Origin of the sequence: Leifsonia xyli subsp. cynodontis DSM 46306 (assembly GCF_000470775.1) — a bacterium.
Classification (GTDB): Bacteria; Actinomycetota; Actinomycetes; order Actinomycetales; family Microbacteriaceae; genus Leifsonia; species Leifsonia cynodontis.
The window spans coordinates 627293-643197 of the sequence record NC_022438.1; the positions used below are offsets into that span (position 1 = coordinate 627293).

Below are 15905 nucleotides of genomic sequence, written 5' to 3' on the forward strand. Positions count from 1 at the left end.
ACCTTACGCTGTCGGGATGCGCTTCGCCAGCCATGTCCTCCTTCTCCAGCTCGCAACGGTCTCCGCTGTCGTCGCGGTGTGTACTGGTGTGTCGGTGTGGCTCGGCGTCCAGCAACTGCGCGCTGAGGCGGAGAGCACGGCGCTCGCCATCGCGCGCACGGTGGCGGAGGACCCCGAGGTGCGCGCAGCCGTCGCACGGTACAGCGACGGCTCCGGCGCCCCGGCGGCGGCTGCGCTCGCGCGGGGACCGTTGCAGCCGCTCGCCGAGAGGGTGCGGGAGCGCACCGGCGCGCTCTTCGTGGTGCTGACTGACGACCATGGCATCCGGTTGGCGCATCCCGACCCCGCCCGGCTCGGGCGCGAGGTGAGCACCGACTACCGCGACGCGGTCGCTGGCAAGGAGGTCGTCTCCTGGGAGACGGGAACTCTCGGCGAGTCGGCGCGCGCCAAGGCGCCGGTCTACGGGCCGGGCGGCGTGTCGCCGGTGGGGGAGGTGAGCGTGGGCTTCGCCTCCGTCAGTGCCTTCGAGCAGCTGCCCCAGCTGCTCATCGCTGTCGGCGCGGCCGCGCTCGCCGCGTTGGCGATCGGCGCGGCCGCCTCCGTCCTGCTGCGGCGGCGGCTCGCGCGCCTCACGCTCGGGGTGCAGCCGGAGGAGCTCACCGCGCTCGTGCAGGACAGGGCCGCCGTGCTCGACGGCGTCGGCGAGGGTGTCCTCGCCGCCGATTCCGCCGGCCGGGTGACGGTCTGCAATGGCCGGGCCGCAGAGCTGCTCGGGGTGGAAGGCGCGCTCGGCGCTCCTGTCGCGTCGCTCGGTCTGCCCGCGGAGCTGGCCGCACGGCTCGCGGACCAGCGGACCGGATCGACGGAGATCGTCCATCAGAGCCGCGTCCTCTACGTCGACGTGCGCCGGGTCGAACGGGCCGACCGGGACCTGGGCGCGGTGGTGGTGGTCCGCGACCGCACCGATCTGGTCTCGCTCACCCGGCGCCTGGACGCGGTCGCCACGATGACCAACGCCCTGCGGGCGCAGCGCCACGAATTCGCCAACCGTCTGCACATCGTCTCCGGACTGCTCGACGCGGACCGCTGCGATGAGGCGCGCGTCTATCTCGGCGAGGTGGTCGCACGCGGGCCGCTCAAGTTCCCGGTTCAGCACGCCGACCGGCTGCAGGAGCCCTATCTCCAGGCGCTGCTCGGAGCCAAGGGCGAAGAAGCCGCCGAGCGCGGCGTGCTCCTTTCGCTCGGCGCGGAGACGTTGGTGCGCGGCACGGTGTGCGAGCCGGAGGATGTCGCGACGGTGCTCGGCAACCTGATCGACAATGCGGTGCGCGCGGCGGTGGAGGGAGAGGAGCCGCGCTGGGTCGAAGTCGATGCGCTCGACGATGGCGATACCCTGTATGTGACTGTCAGCGATTCCGGCGACGGGATGCGCGACCCGCTGGCTGCGTTCGGCCCCGCGGCCTCCGCGACGACCGGGCTCGCGGTGGACAGCGTCCACGGCTCGGGGTTCGGCCTGCCGCTCAGCCGCGCCCTCGCCCGGCGGCGCGGCGGTGAGGTGTGGGTCATCGATCCCGGCGGTTCCGGCTCGGGCGCGGTGCTGTGCGCCCGGCTGCCGGGCACCGTCGAGGAAGGAACGGGATGAGCGTGGCGTTGCGGGTCCTGGTGGTGGACGACGATTTCCGCGTCGCGGGACTGCACCGCGACATCGTCGCCGCGCGGCGCGGCTTCACGGCCCTCGAACCGGTCACGACCGCCCGGGCCGCCCGCACAGCCGTGCGCGAGCACGCGCCCGACCTCGTGCTGCTCGACGTGTTCCTGCCGGACGGGGACGGTCTGGCCGTGCTCGCTGAGCTGGACGTCGACGCCTTCGTGGTCAGTGCCGCCTCCGACGGCGCGAGCGTGCGCCGGGCGCTGCGCTCCGGGGCGCTCGCCTACCTCGTCAAACCGTTCGCGGCGCGTCTGCTCGCTGAGCGCCTGGACGCCTACCAGCGTTATCGCAATGTCCTCCGCGACGGCCGCGCCGCTGATCAGGAGGCGATCGAGCGTGCCCTGCGCATCCTGCACTCCGGCGACGCGGTCGCCCCCGCGTCACGGTCGGCGACCGAACAGTTGGTGCTCGCCGAGCTGCGTGCGGGGGAGGTGGCGGCTGCGGACGTGGCTGCCACGATCGGCGTCTCGCGCGCCACCGCGCAGCGCTACCTGGCCGCGCTCGCCGCGCGCGGCGTCGCCGAAGTGGCGCTTCGCTACGGCGCGACAGGCCGCCCGGAGCACCGCTACCGGCTCACTCCCACGTCGTGAACGGGCGGATCTCCAGCCGTCCGTTACGCGCCATCGGGTGCCGGGAGGCGATCTCCACGGCTTCGTCGATGCTCTCGCACTCCAGGATGTCGAAGCCGCAGATCCAGGCCGTCGAATCGGCGCCGCCTCCCTCGGCGACAGAGCGCTCTCCGTCGCGGATGCGGATGACGCGCGCGGATGTCGGCGGCTCGAGCACCTCGCCGATGATTCGCTTGCCGGAGGCGTCCAGATCGTCCACCCACCGCTCGACGTCGGACTCGTCCGGCACAGTGTCCGGCTCCGGATCGGTCATCACGAACATCATGTACTTCACGGTCGTCACTTTCGTCCGTCTCATATCGCACACCGGCCGAGGGAGGCCGGACTCGGCCTGCCGTCGTGCGGATCGGCCGCATGCCCGGAGATCGTCGTCCGCATGGCGATCGTTCAGCGGGTTAGTCTAGCCTTACCTTACTCTCGACCCCCGTCCGGAAGGATCGCCGCGTGACTGTGCTCGCTTCGCCCGTCACGGACCGTCCGGCCTACCGCCCGTATCGCGCCGTTGTGGCCGCGGTCCGCCGGCTCAGCCCGCACTTCACCCGCTTGAGCCTCGCCTGCGACGACTTCGCCACCTTCGGCACCGAACGCCTCGACCAGCGCGTCAAGCTGCTCTTCCCGCTCGACGACGGCAGCTTCTGCGATCTGGGCTCGGGCGATTGGTACGAACGGTGGCGCGCCCTGCCCGGGCACCGCCGCAACCCGTTCCGCACCTATACCGTCCGCGACATCGACCAGCGTGCCCGCCGCCTCGACATCGACTTCGTCGTGCATGCCGAGCCGGGCGAGGGCGCGAGCGGTCCCGCCTCGCGCTGGCTGGCCGCGGCTGGCCCCGGCTCCGAGCTCGTCGTCATCGGCCCGGACGCCCGTAGCCCCCAGAGCGGTGTCGGCATCGACTGGCGGCCCGGAGGCGCCGGCGACCTCCTGCTCGCGGGGGGACGAGACCGCCGCCCCGGCCATCGCCTCCATCCTGGAGACGCTGCCGGAGGGGCTCCGCGCACACGCGTTCATCGAAGTCCCCGCCGCCGCCGACGCTCTGGCGCTCGATCTGCCCGAGGGCGTCGCCGCGACCTGGCTGAGTCGGCAGACCGGCGAGCACGGGTGCGAGCTGATACCCGCCGTGACCGGGTGGCTGGCTGGGCATCTCGAGGTCGTCGCCGCTGCCGCCGCCCCCAGCGGCCGCCGGCAGCGCCTGGCCGATGTCGATGTGGATCGCGAGCTCCTCTGTGAGCGTCCGGAGACCGCCGACGGCGGTTTCTACGCCTGGATCGCCGGTGAGTCGGCCGTGGTGAAGACCCTGCGCCGGCTGCTCGTGCGCGTGTACGGGATCGACCGCGGCCGTGTGGCCTTCATGGGCTATTGGCGGCACGGTCGCGCCGAGCACACCGAGTAGCGTCCTGCTCCTGGCCTACTTGTCCCGGTGCTCTGCTTTGTCTTGGCGCTCGGTGCCCCGGAACGTCTCCGGGTAGTTCGAGAGCCAGGTCCAATGGCTCACCGGCCAGCTGATCACGAAAGCCCGGCCCACGACATCCGAGAGCGGGACGAAACCCTTGCCTGGATCGTCCATGTGGTAACGCGAGTCCGCCGAGTTGTAGCGGTTGTCGCCCATGACCCAGATCTTGCCCTTGGGCACGGTGATGTCGAACGGCTTCGCGGAGACTGCCAGCTGACCGACCGGCAGGAGCACGTACGGCTCCTTCAGCGGGACGCCGTTGACTGACATCTGCCCGAGCGCGTTGCAGCAGGTGATGTGATCGCCGGGCAGACCGATGAGCCGTTTCACGAGATGCTGGTCGCTGTCGGACGCCCCCAGCCCGACGAAGTCGAGGACGCCCCCCACCCCCTGCTGGAGCAGGTTCTGCTGCGGCTGAGGCGCTGGCGCGGGAAGCCATCCCCCCGGGTCCTTGAACACGACCACATCCCCGCGCTGCAACCCGAACACACTCGGCTGCAACTCGTTGACGATGATCCGGTCGTTGATCTGGAGGGTGTTCTCCATGGAGCCTGAGGGAATGTAGAAAGAACGCGCGACGAACGTCTTGATGAGGAAAGACACGAGGACCGCGACCAGGAAGATGACGACGACATCCCGCAGCAGCGTTTTCCACCCGGATTTCCGGGCGGCGCGGCGGGGGTGCGGGTTCTCTGCCGTCTCGGTCACAATCGTTCACGGTAGCGTGCCACGGCTGGGAGGCGCATCAAGACAGGCCGTGTCCTTCCGGCGGGCCCGTGGCTGTTTCCGGGGCGTGGCCGCTGGAACGCGCGGAGGGGTACGGTGCAGGCATGACCGAACTCACAGAGCTCGTCGGCGTGTGGATGCGCCGCCAGCGCTGGTACTCCACCAAAAGCGTCGAGCCGAGGTTGTGTCTGCTGGCGTCGTTCGAGGTGGAGCCGGACGCGGACGCCGTCGACGATGTCCGCATCCTCACCCACCTCTTCTGCGACGACGCCCCGCCCTCTTCTGCGACGACGCCCCGCGCGTCCCGCGCGTGTATCAGGTCCCGCTCGTCGCCCGCCGCCGCCGCGACGGCGATCCGGCCGCGTTCGTGGGCGAGACCGCGGGCCGTCACCTCTACGACGGCCCTGCCGAGGAGGCCTACGTCGCCGCCCTCGCCGCGCTCATGTCGGGCGCGGGCCGGACCGGTGACGGCGAAGCGTTCGCGCAGGGCCGCAGCACGGGCGGCGACCTGCGGGTCGTCTCCTCCCGCCTGCTGTCCGGAGAGCAGTCCAACACCTCCATCGTCGCCGGGCTCGCGGGCGGCGGACGGGCCCTCGTGAAGGTGTTCCGCGTCCTCCAGGAGGGCGAGAACCCCGACATCTCCACTCTCGCCGCCCTGACCCGCGAAGGCTCCGAACGCACGCCCGTCCTGTTCGGCTGGCTGACGGGTTCGTGGCCCGCGCCGGACGGCGGACGGGCCTCCGGCGAGCTCGCTCTCGTTCAGGACTTCGTTCCCGGTGCGGAGAACGGCTGGGAGCTCGCCCTCCGCGCCGCCGAGCGCGGCGAGGACTTCGCCGGGCAGGCTTTCGCTCTCGGTGCCGGCACGGCCGAGCTGCACCGTCTCCTCGCCGTCGCGCTCCCCACCCGTCCCGCCGATCGCCGGGACGTGGCCGAGGCCCTCGACGGAATGTTCCGCCGTCTCGTCGTCACCACTGCCGATGTCCCCGTCGTCGAGGAGCTGCGGCCCAGGATCGCCGCCGTCTATGAGGAGGCCGCGGCTGCGGCGATCCCCACCCTCCAGCGCATCCACGGTGACCTGCACCTCGGCCAGGTGCTGCACTCGCCCGAGCGCGGCTGGCAGTTCATCGACTTCGAGGGCGAACCCCTGCGGCCCCTCGCCGAGCGCGCCCGACCGGACGCCACCATGCGGGAAATCGCCGGGATGCTCCGCAGCTTCGACTATGTGGCCGGGTCGCTGGCTCGCCGGGAACCGCCGATCGACGCCGCTGCGTGGGCGGCGCGCGCGGGAAGCGTACCTCGACGGCTATGCGTCGGTGGTGGGGGAAGAGCTTTCCGCCCACCGCCGGCTGCTCGGCGCGTTCGAGCTGGACAAGGCGGTCTATGAGATCGCGTATGAGGCGCGGCACCGGCCGACGTGGGCGCCCATCCCGCTGGGGGCGGTGGAGCGGCTGCTGGCGGCGCGTTTCCCCTAGTCCGGAACGCTGAGGAAGCGTTCCGGGTCCACCGTCTTGCGGTGCCCCTCTTTGCTGCCTTCCGGTATGCCGCCGACGTAGAGCCAGCCGAGCAGCCGCTCGTTTCGGGCCAGCCCGTGCATCCGGTGTACCGCTTTCGACCGGGTGTGCCGCCCGGTGCGCCAGATCACGCCCCAGCCGGCGTCATGGAGCAGCAGGCTCAGCAGGTGGGCGACGCCTGAGGCCACGGCGTCCTGCTCCCAGCCGGGGACTTTCTCGCTCTTCGTCCGCACCGAGACGATCGCGAGCAGGAGCGACGAGCGGAGCGCTTTCGCGGCGAGCTTGTCGCCCGCCCGCCCGCTCAGCTTCGCATCTTCGGCGAACGCCCGGCCGAGCCGCACGCGGGCCTCGCCACGCAGCTCGATGACCCGCCACGGGCGCAGCGCCGAGTGGTCCGCGACGCGGCCCGCCGCGGCTACGAGCGGCAGCAGTTCCTCGTGGGTCGGCGCGTCCGGGGTCACCCGGGAGTGGGATCGGCGCGCCGCGACGCGCGAGACGAGGTCGCTCATTCGGCCTCCGGCTGGAAGTCCAGCGAGATCGAGTTCATGCAGTAGCGGTCGCCAGTCGGGGTGCCGAAGCCGTCCGGGAAGACGTGGCCGAGGTGGGAGCCGCAGTTCGCGCAGCGGACCTCGGTGCGCGCCATCCCGAGACGGGTGTCCTCGAGCAGTTCGACCGCTTCCGGGCGGACGGACTCGTAGAAGCTCGGCCAGCCGCAGCCGCTGTCGAACTTCGTTCCCGACCGGAAGAGCTCGGCCCCGCACGCGGCACAGGCGTAGACTCCGGCGCGGCTCTCGTCGAGCAGCTCGCCGGTCCACGGCCGTTCGGTGCCAGCCTGCCGCAGCACGCTGTACTGCTCGGGCGTGAGCTCGCGGCGCCACTCCTCGTCGGACTTGGCGATCTGGTACTCGCCCTTGCCAGCGTCCATCGCAGCATCCTCTCGTCTCTCCTCACCCTAAACGGCACGGCCGCACCCGCCGTTGTCCGTTTCGCGCGGCTCCGCTGTTTCGCCGCGCGCCACCGGGCAACACACAGGAGGCGGCCCCTAGGATGTTCCGCGAGCGCGAGAAGAGGGAACAGACGGGCGACGGCGAGGGGAGGCGGTGCGTGTGGCCGAGGCGGCAGACGACCACTGGAACAGGCCGAAGCCGGAGGGGCTCACCGGCAGAGAGACCGACATCCTCGCGTTCGAGCGTCAATGGTCACGGCACGCCGGCGCCAAAGAGCAGGCCATCCGCGAGGAGTTCGGCCTCTCGGCGGCACGGTACTACCAGCTTCTCGGAGCGCTGATCGACCGGCCCGAGGCGCTCCGTCACGATCCCATGCTCGTCAAGCGCCTGCTTCGGCTGCGGGAGACCCGCTTGGCCGCGCGGCAGGCCCGGACGCTCCCGCACCACGACTGAGACCACGAGGAACCAGCGCTAGATGGCACAGAAATATCCGACAGACCGCTTCGATGAGATCCCGGACGACCTCCAGCGTGTCGGCGCGCACCGCGCACCGCGGCCGAAGGGCCGTCGCTGGATCGCGGTCGGCTGGGCTGCCCTCGCCACCGCCGTTCTCGTCGGCGCCGGTATCCTCTCCCTCTCGGTCGTCAGCGGCTCCATCTCCTTCAACGGTTCGCCCCGCTCCGCCGATGCCTCGCCGAGCCCCAGCGCGACCCCCACACCGACGATCGTCCCGACGGTGGACCCGGCCCTGACCGTCAACATCCTCAACGGCACGACGATCTCGGGGCTGGCCGGCCGGGTGGACGAGAAGCTGGCCGCCGCCGGCTGGACGGTCGGCGCCGTCGCGAACGCCTCCCGCACCGATCTGAAGCAGACGATCGTGTACTACTCCGACCCCGCCAACCAGGCCGCGGCGCTCGGGGCCGCCCAGTCCCTGCCGGGAGCGACCATCCAGGAGGCGCAGGATTTCGCGCAGACCGGGGCGCAGCTCACAGTGGTCGTCGGCAGCGACTACACTGGCTGAGCCACTGCGCCGATTGTTTCCAGCAGGTTTAACTTCGGCGGATTTTGTAACGGATTCACAAAGATTCTCCCCATTGCCAGCATTGCAAGCATTAGTATCGGGGTCAACGTGCGGCGCTGGACCGCACGAGCGACACAGCAATGGGAGTAATGCATGGCGAACGGGACCGTGAAGTGGTTCAACGCTGAGAAGGGCTACGGATTCATCACTCTCGAAGATGTGGAGCAGGACGTTTTCGTTCACTACTCCGCAATTGAGATGAGCGGCTACAAGGTCCTCGAAGAGGGCCAGCAGGTGGAATTCGAGGTCGGCACGGGCAACAAAGGCCCGCAAGCCGAGTCGGTGCGCCCGCTGTAACACGCAGCGATCGGCAAGACCACAGAGCGCCGCCCTCCGGGGCGGCGCTCGCATTCTGCCCCCTGTCCGCCTCGCCCCCGCAACAGCCCCTGCCCCCTCCCTGCCCGCTGCAAAGGGAGGACATCACCCTCCCTCTCACCCAGCGATCCCTCCTTTTCCTGCACTGACCGGGCTCCCGCTCCAAAAATCCTCCCTTTCCGTCGCGACGGGTACACCGGGAAGGGAGGGCTTCGTGGTTTCCACGGCGCTCCGGTTTCGCCGCGGGCCGTTCGGCGGTGGACTCGCCTTGCACTCCACCGCGACGAGTGCCAGAATCGCTTTAGCACTCCGCATTATCGAGTGCTAACAAACCGAATCTTTCGCAGACGTCCGGGAGGGACGAGAAACACATGGCAAAGATCATTGCTTTCGACGAGGATGCCCGTCGCGGCCTCGAGCGCGGCCTCAACATCCTGGCTGACACCGTCAAGGTGACGCTTGGCCCGCGCGGGCGCAACGTCGTCCTCGAGAAGAAGTGGGGAGCGCCGACCATCACCAACGACGGCGTCTCCATCGCGAAGGAGATCGAACTCGACGACCCGTACGAGAAGATCGGCGCGGAGCTCGTCAAAGAGGTCGCGAAGAAGACCGACGATGTCGCCGGCGACGGGACCACCACGGCCACCGTGCTCGCCCAGGCGCTCGTCAAGGAAGGTCTGCGCAACGTCGCGGCCGGCGCCGACCCGATCTCGCTGAAGCGCGGCATCGAGAAGGCCGTCGAGGCCGTCACCGCCGAACTGGTCGGCAGTTCCAAGGAGGTCGAGAGCAAGAAGGAGGTCGCGGCCACCGCCTCCATCTCCGCCGGGGACACCACCATCGGCGACATCATCGCCGAGGCGATCGACAAGGTCGGCAAGGAGGGCGTCGTCACCGTCGAGGAGTCGAACACCTTCGGCACCGAGCTGGAGCTGACCGAGGGCATGCGCTTCGACAAGGGCTTCCTGTCGCAGTACTTCGTCACCGACCAGGACCGCCAGGAGGCGGTGTTCGAGGACGCGTACATCCTCATCGCCAACCAGAAGATCTCCTCGATCAAAGACCTGCTCCCGATCGTGGACAAGGTCATCCAGGCCAACAAGCAGCTCCTCATCATCGCTGAGGACGTCGACGGCGAGGCGCTCGCTACCTTGATCGTCAACAAGATCCGCGGCATCTTCAAGTCCGTCGCCGTCAAGGCTCCGGGCTTCGGCGACCGCCGCAAGGCCATGTTGCAGGACATCGCGATCCTCACCGGCGGCCAGGTCATCTCCGAGGAGGTCGGTCTCAAGCTCGAGAACGTCACCCTCGACCTGCTCGGCCAGGCCCGCAAGGTCGTCATCACCAAGGATGAGACCACCATCGTCGAGGGCGCGGGGGACACCGAGCAGATCGCCGGTCGCGTGGCCCAGATCCGCGGCGAGATCGACAACACCGACTCGGACTACGACCGCGAGAAGCTCCAGGAGCGTCTCGCCAAGCTCGCTGGCGGCGTTGCCGTGATCAAGGCGGGCGCGGCCACCGAGGTCGAGCTCAAGGAGCGCAAGCACCGCATCGAGGACGCCGTCCGCAACGCGAAGGCGGCCGTCGAGGAGGGCATCGTGGCCGGTGGGGGCGTCGCCCTCATCCAGGCCGGCAAGCTCGCGTTCGAGAAGCTGAAGCTCGAGGGCGACGAGGCCACCGGCGCCAACATCGTCAAGGTCGCCATCGAAGCCCCGATGAAGCAGATCGCGATCAACGCAGGCATGGAGCCGGGCGTTGTCGTCGCCCGTGTCCGCGAGCTCCCGCTCGGCCACGGTCTCAACGCGGCCACCGGCGACTACGTCGACATGATCATCGCGGGCATCAACGACCCGGTGAAGGTCACCCGCTCGGCGCTGCAGAACGCCGCTTCCATCGCGGGTCTGTTCCTCACCACCGAGGCCGTCGTGGCCGACAAGCCGGAGAAGGCCGCCCCTGTCGCGGCCGACCCGGGTGCGGGCATGGACTTCTAAGAGGTGGTTTCAGTAGTCGGCGTGGCGGTGGTTGTTGTGGCTGGTTAGCGGGGATGCTGGTCGAGTGTCGACGCTTGCTGAGGATCGGTTCATTACGGATATGTTGTGGGAGCGGCTGGAGCCGTTGATTCCGCCTCGGCCGCCTGTGGTCAATGGGCGGGCTGGGCAGCCTCGGGTTCCTGACCGGAAGGTGTTCGCTGGGATCGTGTTCGTGCTGCTGACGGGGATCCCGTGGAGAAGCTCCCGCCCGAGTTGGGGTATGGGTCCGGGGTCACTTGTTGGCGGCGTCTGCGTGAATGGTCCGAAGCGGGCGCGTGGGATGCACTGCGGAAGATCATGCTCGACGAACTCGGCCAGGCTGGCATGATCGACTGGTCAAGAACCTGCCTGGACTCCGTAAGTGTCCGGGCGAAAAGGGGGGCGATCTCACTGGACCTAACCCCACGGATCGTGGGAAACGGGGCACCAAGTACCATGTCCTGACCGACCGCAACGGACTCCCGCTGCATGTGGAGATCTCCGGCGCCAACCGACACGACTCCATGCTCGTGGAACCTGTGTTAGACAACATCACCGCGATCAAGGGCGTCGGCCGCGGTCGGCCCAGACGCCGCCCGGTTATCTTCCACGCCGATAAGGCTTACGACAACCGCCGCGTCCGCTGTTACCTGCGTTGTCGTGGGATCAAGGCACGCATCGCACGAATCGGAGTCGACTCCAAACAGTGACTGGGTAAACACTGTTGGGTAGTCGAACGCACCATGGCCTGGATCCTCGCCTTCCGGAAACTCGCCACTCGCTACGACCGCACCGCCTCAACGATCACGGCGCTCGTCGCTCTAGCAATCGCGATCACCAGCGCCCGCAAACTCACCAAAAACGACTACTGAAACCATCTCTAAGTCCGACGCAGCCGAAGACGACGGAAAGGGCGTCTCCCCTCAGGGAGGCGCCCTTTCCGCCTTTCCGCGCTCGGATTCTCCTGTCCGGGATTTCTCCTGCTCGGTCTCCCTCTCCCCGGTTCCCTCGCCCCGGATGTCCCGCGACACGACGGGACCCGGGCGCGGCGGAGTCCGACCCGGCCGGGCGTCCGTTCGCGGCGAGAAGGTTTCTCTAGCCGCCGACCGGCTTGGGCGCTGCCGTCGAGTCTGCCAGCGGCAGCGACACCCGGAAGGTCGCGCCTCCGCCGGGCGTCTCCACGACATCCACGCTGCCGTTGTGCGCTGCGACGATCGAGGAGACGATCGCCAGGCCGAGCCCGCTGCCTCCGGTCTCGCGGGTGCGTGAGGTGTCCGCGCGCCAGAAACGCTGGAAGATCTTCTCATGGATCTGGGGCGGGATGCCGTCGCCGTGGTCGCGGACCTCCAGCACCGCCCGCTCGGCGCGGTGGTCGATCTGCACTCCGATCTCGATAGGGCTGTCGCTGGCGGTGTAGCGCAGCGCGTTGCCCATCAGGTTGGTCACCACCTGACGGAGCTTGTTCTCCTCGGCCAGGACGAGCGCGGGATGGGCGGGTGGGGACCCCGGCAGGCTGATCAGCTCCTCGCCGGTCGCGATCGCGATGGGGCCGGTGCCGCCGCTGCGGCGGGTGCGTCCGCGGCGCAGGCGGGCCAGCGTCGCGCCCGCGAAGGCGATGGGGCCGGTCGCGCTCGTCGGGCGGCCGGGCTGATCGGCCACGCGCAGCGGAGCCGTTTCGACGCCGGGCTCTTCCGGCTCCGGGGCGACGGCGGCGACAGGGGGCGGGGCGATCACGGTGACGATGCGGCCCGGGGAGCCCGCCATCGCATCCATCGCGGCGTCACGGGCGATGGCGACGAGGTCGACGGCTTTCAGCTCGAGCGGCTTCGTCTCATCCAGGCGGGCGAGCTCGAGGAGGTCTTCGACGAGGATGCCCATCCGGATCGCCTCCTTCTCGATGCGGTCCATTGCCTGCGCGACATCGTCGGAGGTTTGCAGGGCGCCCATCCGGTAGAGCTCGGCGTAGCCGCGCAGCGAGACGAGCGGCGTGCGCAGTTCGTGGGAGGCGTCGCCCACGAACCGGCGCATCTGGTCGATCGTGCGCGCGCGGTCGCTGAAGGCCCGGTCGATCCGGTTGAGCATGGTGTTGAGCGAGCGGTTCAGCCGGCCGACCTCCGTGTTCGGCGTCGCGCCGCCGAGGCGCTGGCTGAAATCGCCGTCGGCGATGGCCGCCGCGGTCTGCTCGACCTCGCGCAGCGGCGAGAAAGTGGTGGTGACCAGCATGCGGGTCAGACCGGCGCCGACGATGATGACGATGACGCCGAAGCCGAGGAAGATGGCCAGAAAGCTCGCCATCACCGTGTCGATCTGGCTGGTGTTCGTCGCGACGATCGCCGTGCCGAGCGCCCCGGCCGGCGAGGTCAGCGTCACGACCTGCGCCATCGCCCGGTAGGCGATGCGGCCGTCGTTGCTCGTGAGCGGGTATCCGCCCTGCGATTGCAGCTGCTTGCCGTCGGTGACCGAGATGTGGTCGGGGACGGCCGGCCGGCTGGAGAACGGGATGTTCGACCAATTGGTTCGCACCAGGTCGCCGGTCGAATCGTACAGTGCCGCGAAGTAGTCCGACGGGCTCGCATCCGTCGCGATCTTCGCGCTGCCCGACGATGTGCCGAACAGGTAGGTGTTGAGATAGTTCGCACCCGATGCCGCCGAGAGCTGTGCGTCCAGCTGGTCGAGCAGCACCGGTTTCAGCATGGACATCGTGCCGATTCCGGTCACGAGGAGCCCGAGCGTCAGCATGAGCACGGTCACCCCGGTGATCTTGGTTCTGAGGGAGATCGCGTTCCAGCGGTCGAGCAGGCGTGAGTGCATGAGGACGTCAGTCTATGCAGGGAAGCTGGCTCCGCAGGGAAAGCGGGGCGCTCCGTCTCACGCCTTGGCGGCTTTCAGCATGTAGCCGAATCCACGCTTGGTCTGGATGAGCGCTTCGCTGGAGTGCGCATCCACCTTGCGGCGCAGGTAGGAGATGTAGGACTCCACGATGCCGGCGTCGCCGTTGAAGTCGTACTCCCACACATGGTCGAGGATCTGCGCCTTCGACAGCACGCGGTTCGGGTTCAGCATGAGGTAGCGCAGCAGTTTGAACTCGGTCGGGCTCAGCTCGATCGGGGTGTCGCCGACGAAGACCTCGTGCGTGTCCTGGTCCATCGTCAGCTCGCCCGCGCGGATCACGGCGTCTTCGTCGGCCTGCATCGTGCGGCGCAGGATAGCTTTGATGCGCGCCACGATCTCGTCGAGGCTGAACGGCTTGGTGACGTAGTCGTCGCCGCCGACGGTGAGGCCGGTGATCTTGTCCTCGGTGTCGTCTTTGGCCGTGAGGAACAGGATGGGCGCGGTGTAGCCGGCCCCGCGCAGCCGCTTGGTGACGCCGAACCCGTTCATGTCCGGGAGCATGACGTCGAGGATGATGATGTCGGGCTCCTCTTCGAGGACCGCGGAGATCGCCTGCGCGCCGTTCCCGACCGCGCGCACGGCGAAGCCGGCGAAGCGGAGGCTGGTGGTGAGCAGATCGCGGATGTTCGGCTCGTCGTCGACGATGAGAATGCGGGGTCCTGCGTTCATGTGAAACATGATCTGCACATTCACTGAATTATTCCTGTGAGCCGACGGTGCGCTGGGGGTGCGAGGGGCTAGCGCTCGTCGTGCGGACAGCGGATGCTGGTGGAGGCGAAAGGGGGCCAGCCCCGTGTCTCAGCGAATCGTCGCGATCGCCGGTGGCACGGCCGTGGCGCGTGTGCTCGTGGCAGAGCGTGCGAGCGATGACACCGCCCCGTTCTCCTCCGGCCTCTACGATCGGGGCATGGAATCTTCGGGAGACGCCCCGCCGGCGGTCGGCGAGAGGCCGGATCGTGCCGGCGTCTGAGATGTATCTGCCCCCGCTTCGCGTCCCCGTCCGCCGCATCGGCGCCCGCACCTTCGACTTCTCCCGGCGCGTGGCCGTCATGGCCGTGGTCAACCGGACGCCCGACTCGTTCTTCGACCAGGGCCGCACCTTCGCCCTCGAGAAGGCGGTCGCCGCCTGCTTCGACGCGGTCGCGGCCGGCGCCGACTGGGTCGACATCGGCGGGGCGCCGTTCGCGCCGGGCGAGGCGATCCCGGTGGAGGCGGAGGCCGGGCGAGTGGTCCCCGTCGTGCGCGAGCTGCGGGCCGGATCGGAGGTGGCGATCTCGGTCGACACCTTCCACTCCGAGGTCGCCCGGCGGGCCATCGCCGCGGGCGCCACCGTCGTCAACGACACCACGGGGCTGAGCGACCCGGAGCTCGCGCGCGTCGTGGCCGACAGCGAGGCGACGCTCGTCCTCACGCACAGTCTCGCCGCACCGCGGACGGTGTACCCGCGGCCGCACTACGCCGACATCGTCGCGGAGGTGTCGGCGTTCCTGCTCGACCGGGTGGAGCGCGCGGCTGCGGCGGGTGTCCCGGAGGAGCGCATCGTGCTCGATCCCGGCCACGACCTCAACAAGAACACCCTGCACTCGCTGGAGCTGACGCGCCGTCTCGCGGAGATCGCCGACCTCGGTTACCCCACGCTGGCCGCCGTCTCCAACAAAGACTTCATCGGTGAGACCCTGGACGCGCCGCGATCCCGGCGTGGAGAGGGATCGCTCGCCGCCGCGGTCGTCTCCATCGTGAACGGCGCGCGGATCATCCGGATGCACGACGTGCGAGCGTCCGTCGCCGCTGCGCGCATGACGGAGGCTGTTCTGGGCCTGCGGGAGCCGGCCTTCCTCAAACACAACATGGGAGATGCCAATGACTGAACCGGCTCTCGCCCGCCTGCGCCCGGCGCCCGGCGTGAGCGGACTCGACGACACCGAGCTCGCTGCGCTCTACACCGCCGGAACCGGCGCCGGTCCGTTCTGGCTGCGCGTGAACTTCGTCGCCAGCCTCGACGGCGCGGGCACCGAGGAAGGTCTCTCCGGCGGTCTCTCGGACGACGCCGACAGGCGGGTGTTCGACATCCTGCGCCGTCTCTGCGATGTCGTGGTCGTGGGGGCGGGGACGATTCGCGCGGAAGGCTACGGCGCGATGCGCGTGGACGCGGCATCGCAACGGGCCCGCCGCGCGGCGGGGCTGACCGAGCATCCTGTCTTCGCCATCGTCAGCGCCGGCCTCGACCTCGACCCGGCCGGTCCGATCTTCCACGAGGCCCCTGAGTGCCCGCTGGTACTCACCTCGGAGCGCTCGCGCGCTTCCGCCCGCGAGGCGCTCGCCGAGGTGGCGGACGTCGTCGTGTGCGGCGCCCAGCGCGTCGAGCCACGGCTGCTGGTGCGGGAGCTGGCCGCACGGGGGCTGCGCCGCATCCACTGCGAGGGCGGCCCGCACCTGTTCGGCGACCTCCTCGCCGGCGGCGTCGTGGACGAGCTGTGCCTCACCCTGAGCCCGCGGCTGGAGGCGGGCTCGGCCACCCGCATCGCGGTCGGTGCTGCGCCGATCGAGCCGGTCGGGATGCGGCTCGCGCACGTTCTGCAGTCGGAGGACACACTGCTCCTGCGGTATGTCCGCGACGGGGCCGCCGCCTGACCT

17 protein-coding genes and 2 pseudogenes are annotated in these 15905 nt (G+C 69.4%); 13 read left to right on the forward strand and 6 right to left on the reverse strand.

Annotation, left to right across the window (positions count from 1 at the left end):
- Positions 1-16 precede the first annotated feature (16 nt).
- Positions 17-1642: a sensor histidine kinase gene (locus tag O159_RS02970; protein ID WP_021754279.1), complete on the forward strand. Its 1626-nt coding sequence runs from the start codon at positions 17-19 to the stop codon at positions 1640-1642.
- Complete coding sequence (locus O159_RS02975) at positions 1639-2298, forward strand: response regulator (protein ID WP_021754280.1); 660 nt, start codon at positions 1639-1641, stop codon at positions 2296-2298. The genes O159_RS02970 and O159_RS02975 overlap by 4 nt, the downstream gene beginning before the upstream one ends.
- Here the strand turns inward: O159_RS02975 and O159_RS02980 are convergent.
- Positions 2282-2635 carry a YciI family protein gene (locus tag O159_RS02980; protein WP_236609530.1) on the reverse strand — a complete coding sequence of 118 codons (354 nt, stop codon included), beginning with the start codon at positions 2633-2635 and terminating at the stop codon, positions 2282-2284. The two genes, O159_RS02975 and O159_RS02980, sit on opposite strands and share 17 nt — an antisense overlap.
- A gap of 206 nt (positions 2636-2841) precedes the next feature.
- Between O159_RS02980 and O159_RS16440 the strand changes: the two are divergent.
- Both O159_RS16440 and O159_RS16445 read left to right on the forward strand, forming a co-directional pair.
- A pseudogene (locus O159_RS16440) lies at positions 2842-3144 on the forward strand (siderophore-interacting protein); the annotation flags it as partial.
- Between the two features lie 73 nt (positions 3145-3217).
- Positions 3218-3727 carry a siderophore-interacting protein gene (locus O159_RS16445; RefSeq protein WP_021754283.1) on the forward strand — a complete coding sequence of 170 codons (510 nt, stop codon included), beginning with the start codon at positions 3218-3220 and terminating at the stop codon, positions 3725-3727.
- Positions 3728-3742: 15 nt separating this feature from the next.
- On the opposite strand, the gene lepB is transcribed toward O159_RS16445, so the two are convergent.
- Complete coding sequence (gene lepB, locus O159_RS02990) at positions 3743-4495, reverse strand: signal peptidase I (protein ID WP_021754284.1); 753 nt, start codon at positions 4493-4495, stop codon at positions 3743-3745.
- A gap of 328 nt (positions 4496-4823) precedes the next feature.
- Between lepB and O159_RS02995 the strand changes: the two genes are divergently transcribed.
- Positions 4824-5897, forward strand: a complete 1074-nt coding sequence (locus O159_RS02995; RefSeq protein WP_021754285.1) for a phosphotransferase — start codon at positions 4824-4826, stop codon at positions 5895-5897.
- Positions 5898-5981: 84 nt separating this feature from the next.
- Here the strand turns inward: O159_RS02995 and O159_RS03000 are convergent, their stop codons facing one another.
- Positions 5982-6533, reverse strand: a complete 552-nt coding sequence (locus O159_RS03000) for a nitroreductase family protein (RefSeq protein WP_021754286.1) — start codon at positions 6531-6533, stop codon at positions 5982-5984.
- The gene (msrB, locus tag O159_RS03005; protein ID WP_021754287.1) at positions 6530-6949 is read right to left on the reverse strand and encodes a peptide-methionine (R)-S-oxide reductase MsrB; all 420 of its coding nucleotides are present in this window, start codon (positions 6947-6949) and stop codon (positions 6530-6532) included. The genes O159_RS03000 and msrB overlap by 4 nt, the downstream gene beginning before the upstream one ends.
- Positions 6950-7124: 175 nt before the next feature.
- On the opposite strand from msrB, the gene O159_RS03010 reads away from it, so the two are divergent.
- The 5 genes and pseudogenes from O159_RS03010 (at position 7125) to O159_RS13725 (ending at position 11251) form a co-directional block, all read left to right on the forward strand.
- Positions 7125-7424, forward strand: a complete 300-nt coding sequence (locus O159_RS03010) for a DUF3263 domain-containing protein (protein ID WP_021754288.1) — start codon at positions 7125-7127, stop codon at positions 7422-7424.
- A 22-nt stretch (positions 7425-7446) separates the two neighbouring features.
- Complete coding sequence (locus O159_RS03015; RefSeq protein ID WP_021754289.1) at positions 7447-7995, forward strand: LytR C-terminal domain-containing protein; 549 nt, start codon at positions 7447-7449, stop codon at positions 7993-7995.
- A 153-nt stretch (positions 7996-8148) separates the two neighbouring features.
- Complete coding sequence (locus O159_RS03020; RefSeq protein WP_021754290.1) at positions 8149-8352, forward strand: cold-shock protein; 204 nt, start codon at positions 8149-8151, stop codon at positions 8350-8352.
- Positions 8353-8741: 389 nt separating this feature from the next.
- Positions 8742-10361, forward strand: a complete 1620-nt coding sequence (gene groL, locus O159_RS03025) for a chaperonin GroEL (protein ID WP_021754291.1) — start codon at positions 8742-8744, stop codon at positions 10359-10361.
- A gap of 31 nt (positions 10362-10392) precedes the next feature.
- Positions 10393-11251 (forward strand): annotated as a pseudogene (locus tag O159_RS13725) (IS5 family transposase).
- Between the two features lie 223 nt (positions 11252-11474).
- On the opposite strand, the gene O159_RS03035 reads toward O159_RS13725, so the two are convergent.
- On the reverse strand, positions 11475-13190 hold the full coding sequence (locus O159_RS03035) for a sensor histidine kinase (RefSeq protein ID WP_021754292.1): 1716 nt from the start codon (positions 13188-13190) through the stop codon (positions 11475-11477).
- 57 nt (positions 13191-13247) lie between these two features.
- Positions 13248-13940: a response regulator transcription factor gene (locus tag O159_RS03040; protein WP_043993959.1), complete on the reverse strand. Its 693-nt coding sequence runs from the start codon at positions 13938-13940 to the stop codon at positions 13248-13250.
- A 124-nt stretch (positions 13941-14064) separates the two neighbouring features.
- Between O159_RS03040 and O159_RS14900 the strand changes: the two genes are divergently transcribed.
- The 3 genes from O159_RS14900 to O159_RS03050 are packed head-to-tail and all read left to right on the forward strand — an operon-like array spanning position 14065 to position 15902.
- Entirely contained in the window at positions 14065-14241 is a 177-nt protein-coding gene (locus O159_RS14900; RefSeq protein WP_169725651.1) for a hypothetical protein, read from the forward strand.
- A gap of 1 nt (position 14242) precedes the next feature.
- Positions 14243-15139 (forward strand): dihydropteroate synthase, encoded by an 897-nt coding sequence (folP, locus tag O159_RS03045; protein ID WP_043993469.1) that lies wholly within the window; start codon positions 14243-14245, stop codon positions 15137-15139.
- A complete protein-coding gene (locus O159_RS03050; RefSeq protein ID WP_021754295.1) occupies positions 15132-15902 on the forward strand; it encodes a pyrimidine reductase family protein in 771 nt (256 codons plus the stop codon). The genes folP and O159_RS03050 overlap by 8 nt, the downstream gene beginning before the upstream one ends.
- Positions 15903-15905 lie beyond the last annotated feature (3 nt).

Coding starts and splice junctions, on each gene's coding strand:
- O159_RS02970 (WP_021754279.1), top strand. CDS start 17: ATGCGCTTCGCCAGCCATGTCCTCCTTCTCCAGCTCGCAACGGTCTCC.
- O159_RS02975 (WP_021754280.1), top strand. CDS start 1,639: ATGAGCGTGGCGTTGCGGGTCCTGGTGGTGGACGACGATTTCCGCGTC.
- O159_RS02980 (WP_236609530.1), bottom strand. CDS start 2,635: ATGAGACGGACGAAAGTGACGACCGTGAAGTACATGATGTTCGTGATG.
- O159_RS03000 (WP_021754286.1), bottom strand. CDS start 6,533: ATGAGCGACCTCGTCTCGCGCGTCGCGGCGCGCCGATCCCACTCCCGG.
- msrB (WP_021754287.1), bottom strand. CDS start 6,949: ATGGACGCTGGCAAGGGCGAGTACCAGATCGCCAAGTCCGACGAGGAG.
- O159_RS03015 (WP_021754289.1), top strand. CDS start 7,447: ATGGCACAGAAATATCCGACAGACCGCTTCGATGAGATCCCGGACGAC.
- O159_RS03020 (WP_021754290.1), top strand. CDS start 8,149: ATGGCGAACGGGACCGTGAAGTGGTTCAACGCTGAGAAGGGCTACGGA.
- groL (WP_021754291.1), top strand. CDS start 8,742: ATGGCAAAGATCATTGCTTTCGACGAGGATGCCCGTCGCGGCCTCGAG.
- O159_RS03035 (WP_021754292.1), bottom strand. CDS start 13,190: ATGCACTCACGCCTGCTCGACCGCTGGAACGCGATCTCCCTCAGAACC.
- O159_RS03040 (WP_043993959.1), bottom strand. CDS start 13,940: ATGAACGCAGGACCCCGCATTCTCATCGTCGACGACGAGCCGAACATC.
- folP (WP_043993469.1), top strand. CDS start 14,243: ATGTATCTGCCCCCGCTTCGCGTCCCCGTCCGCCGCATCGGCGCCCGC.
- O159_RS03050 (WP_021754295.1), top strand. CDS start 15,132: ATGACTGAACCGGCTCTCGCCCGCCTGCGCCCGGCGCCCGGCGTGAGC.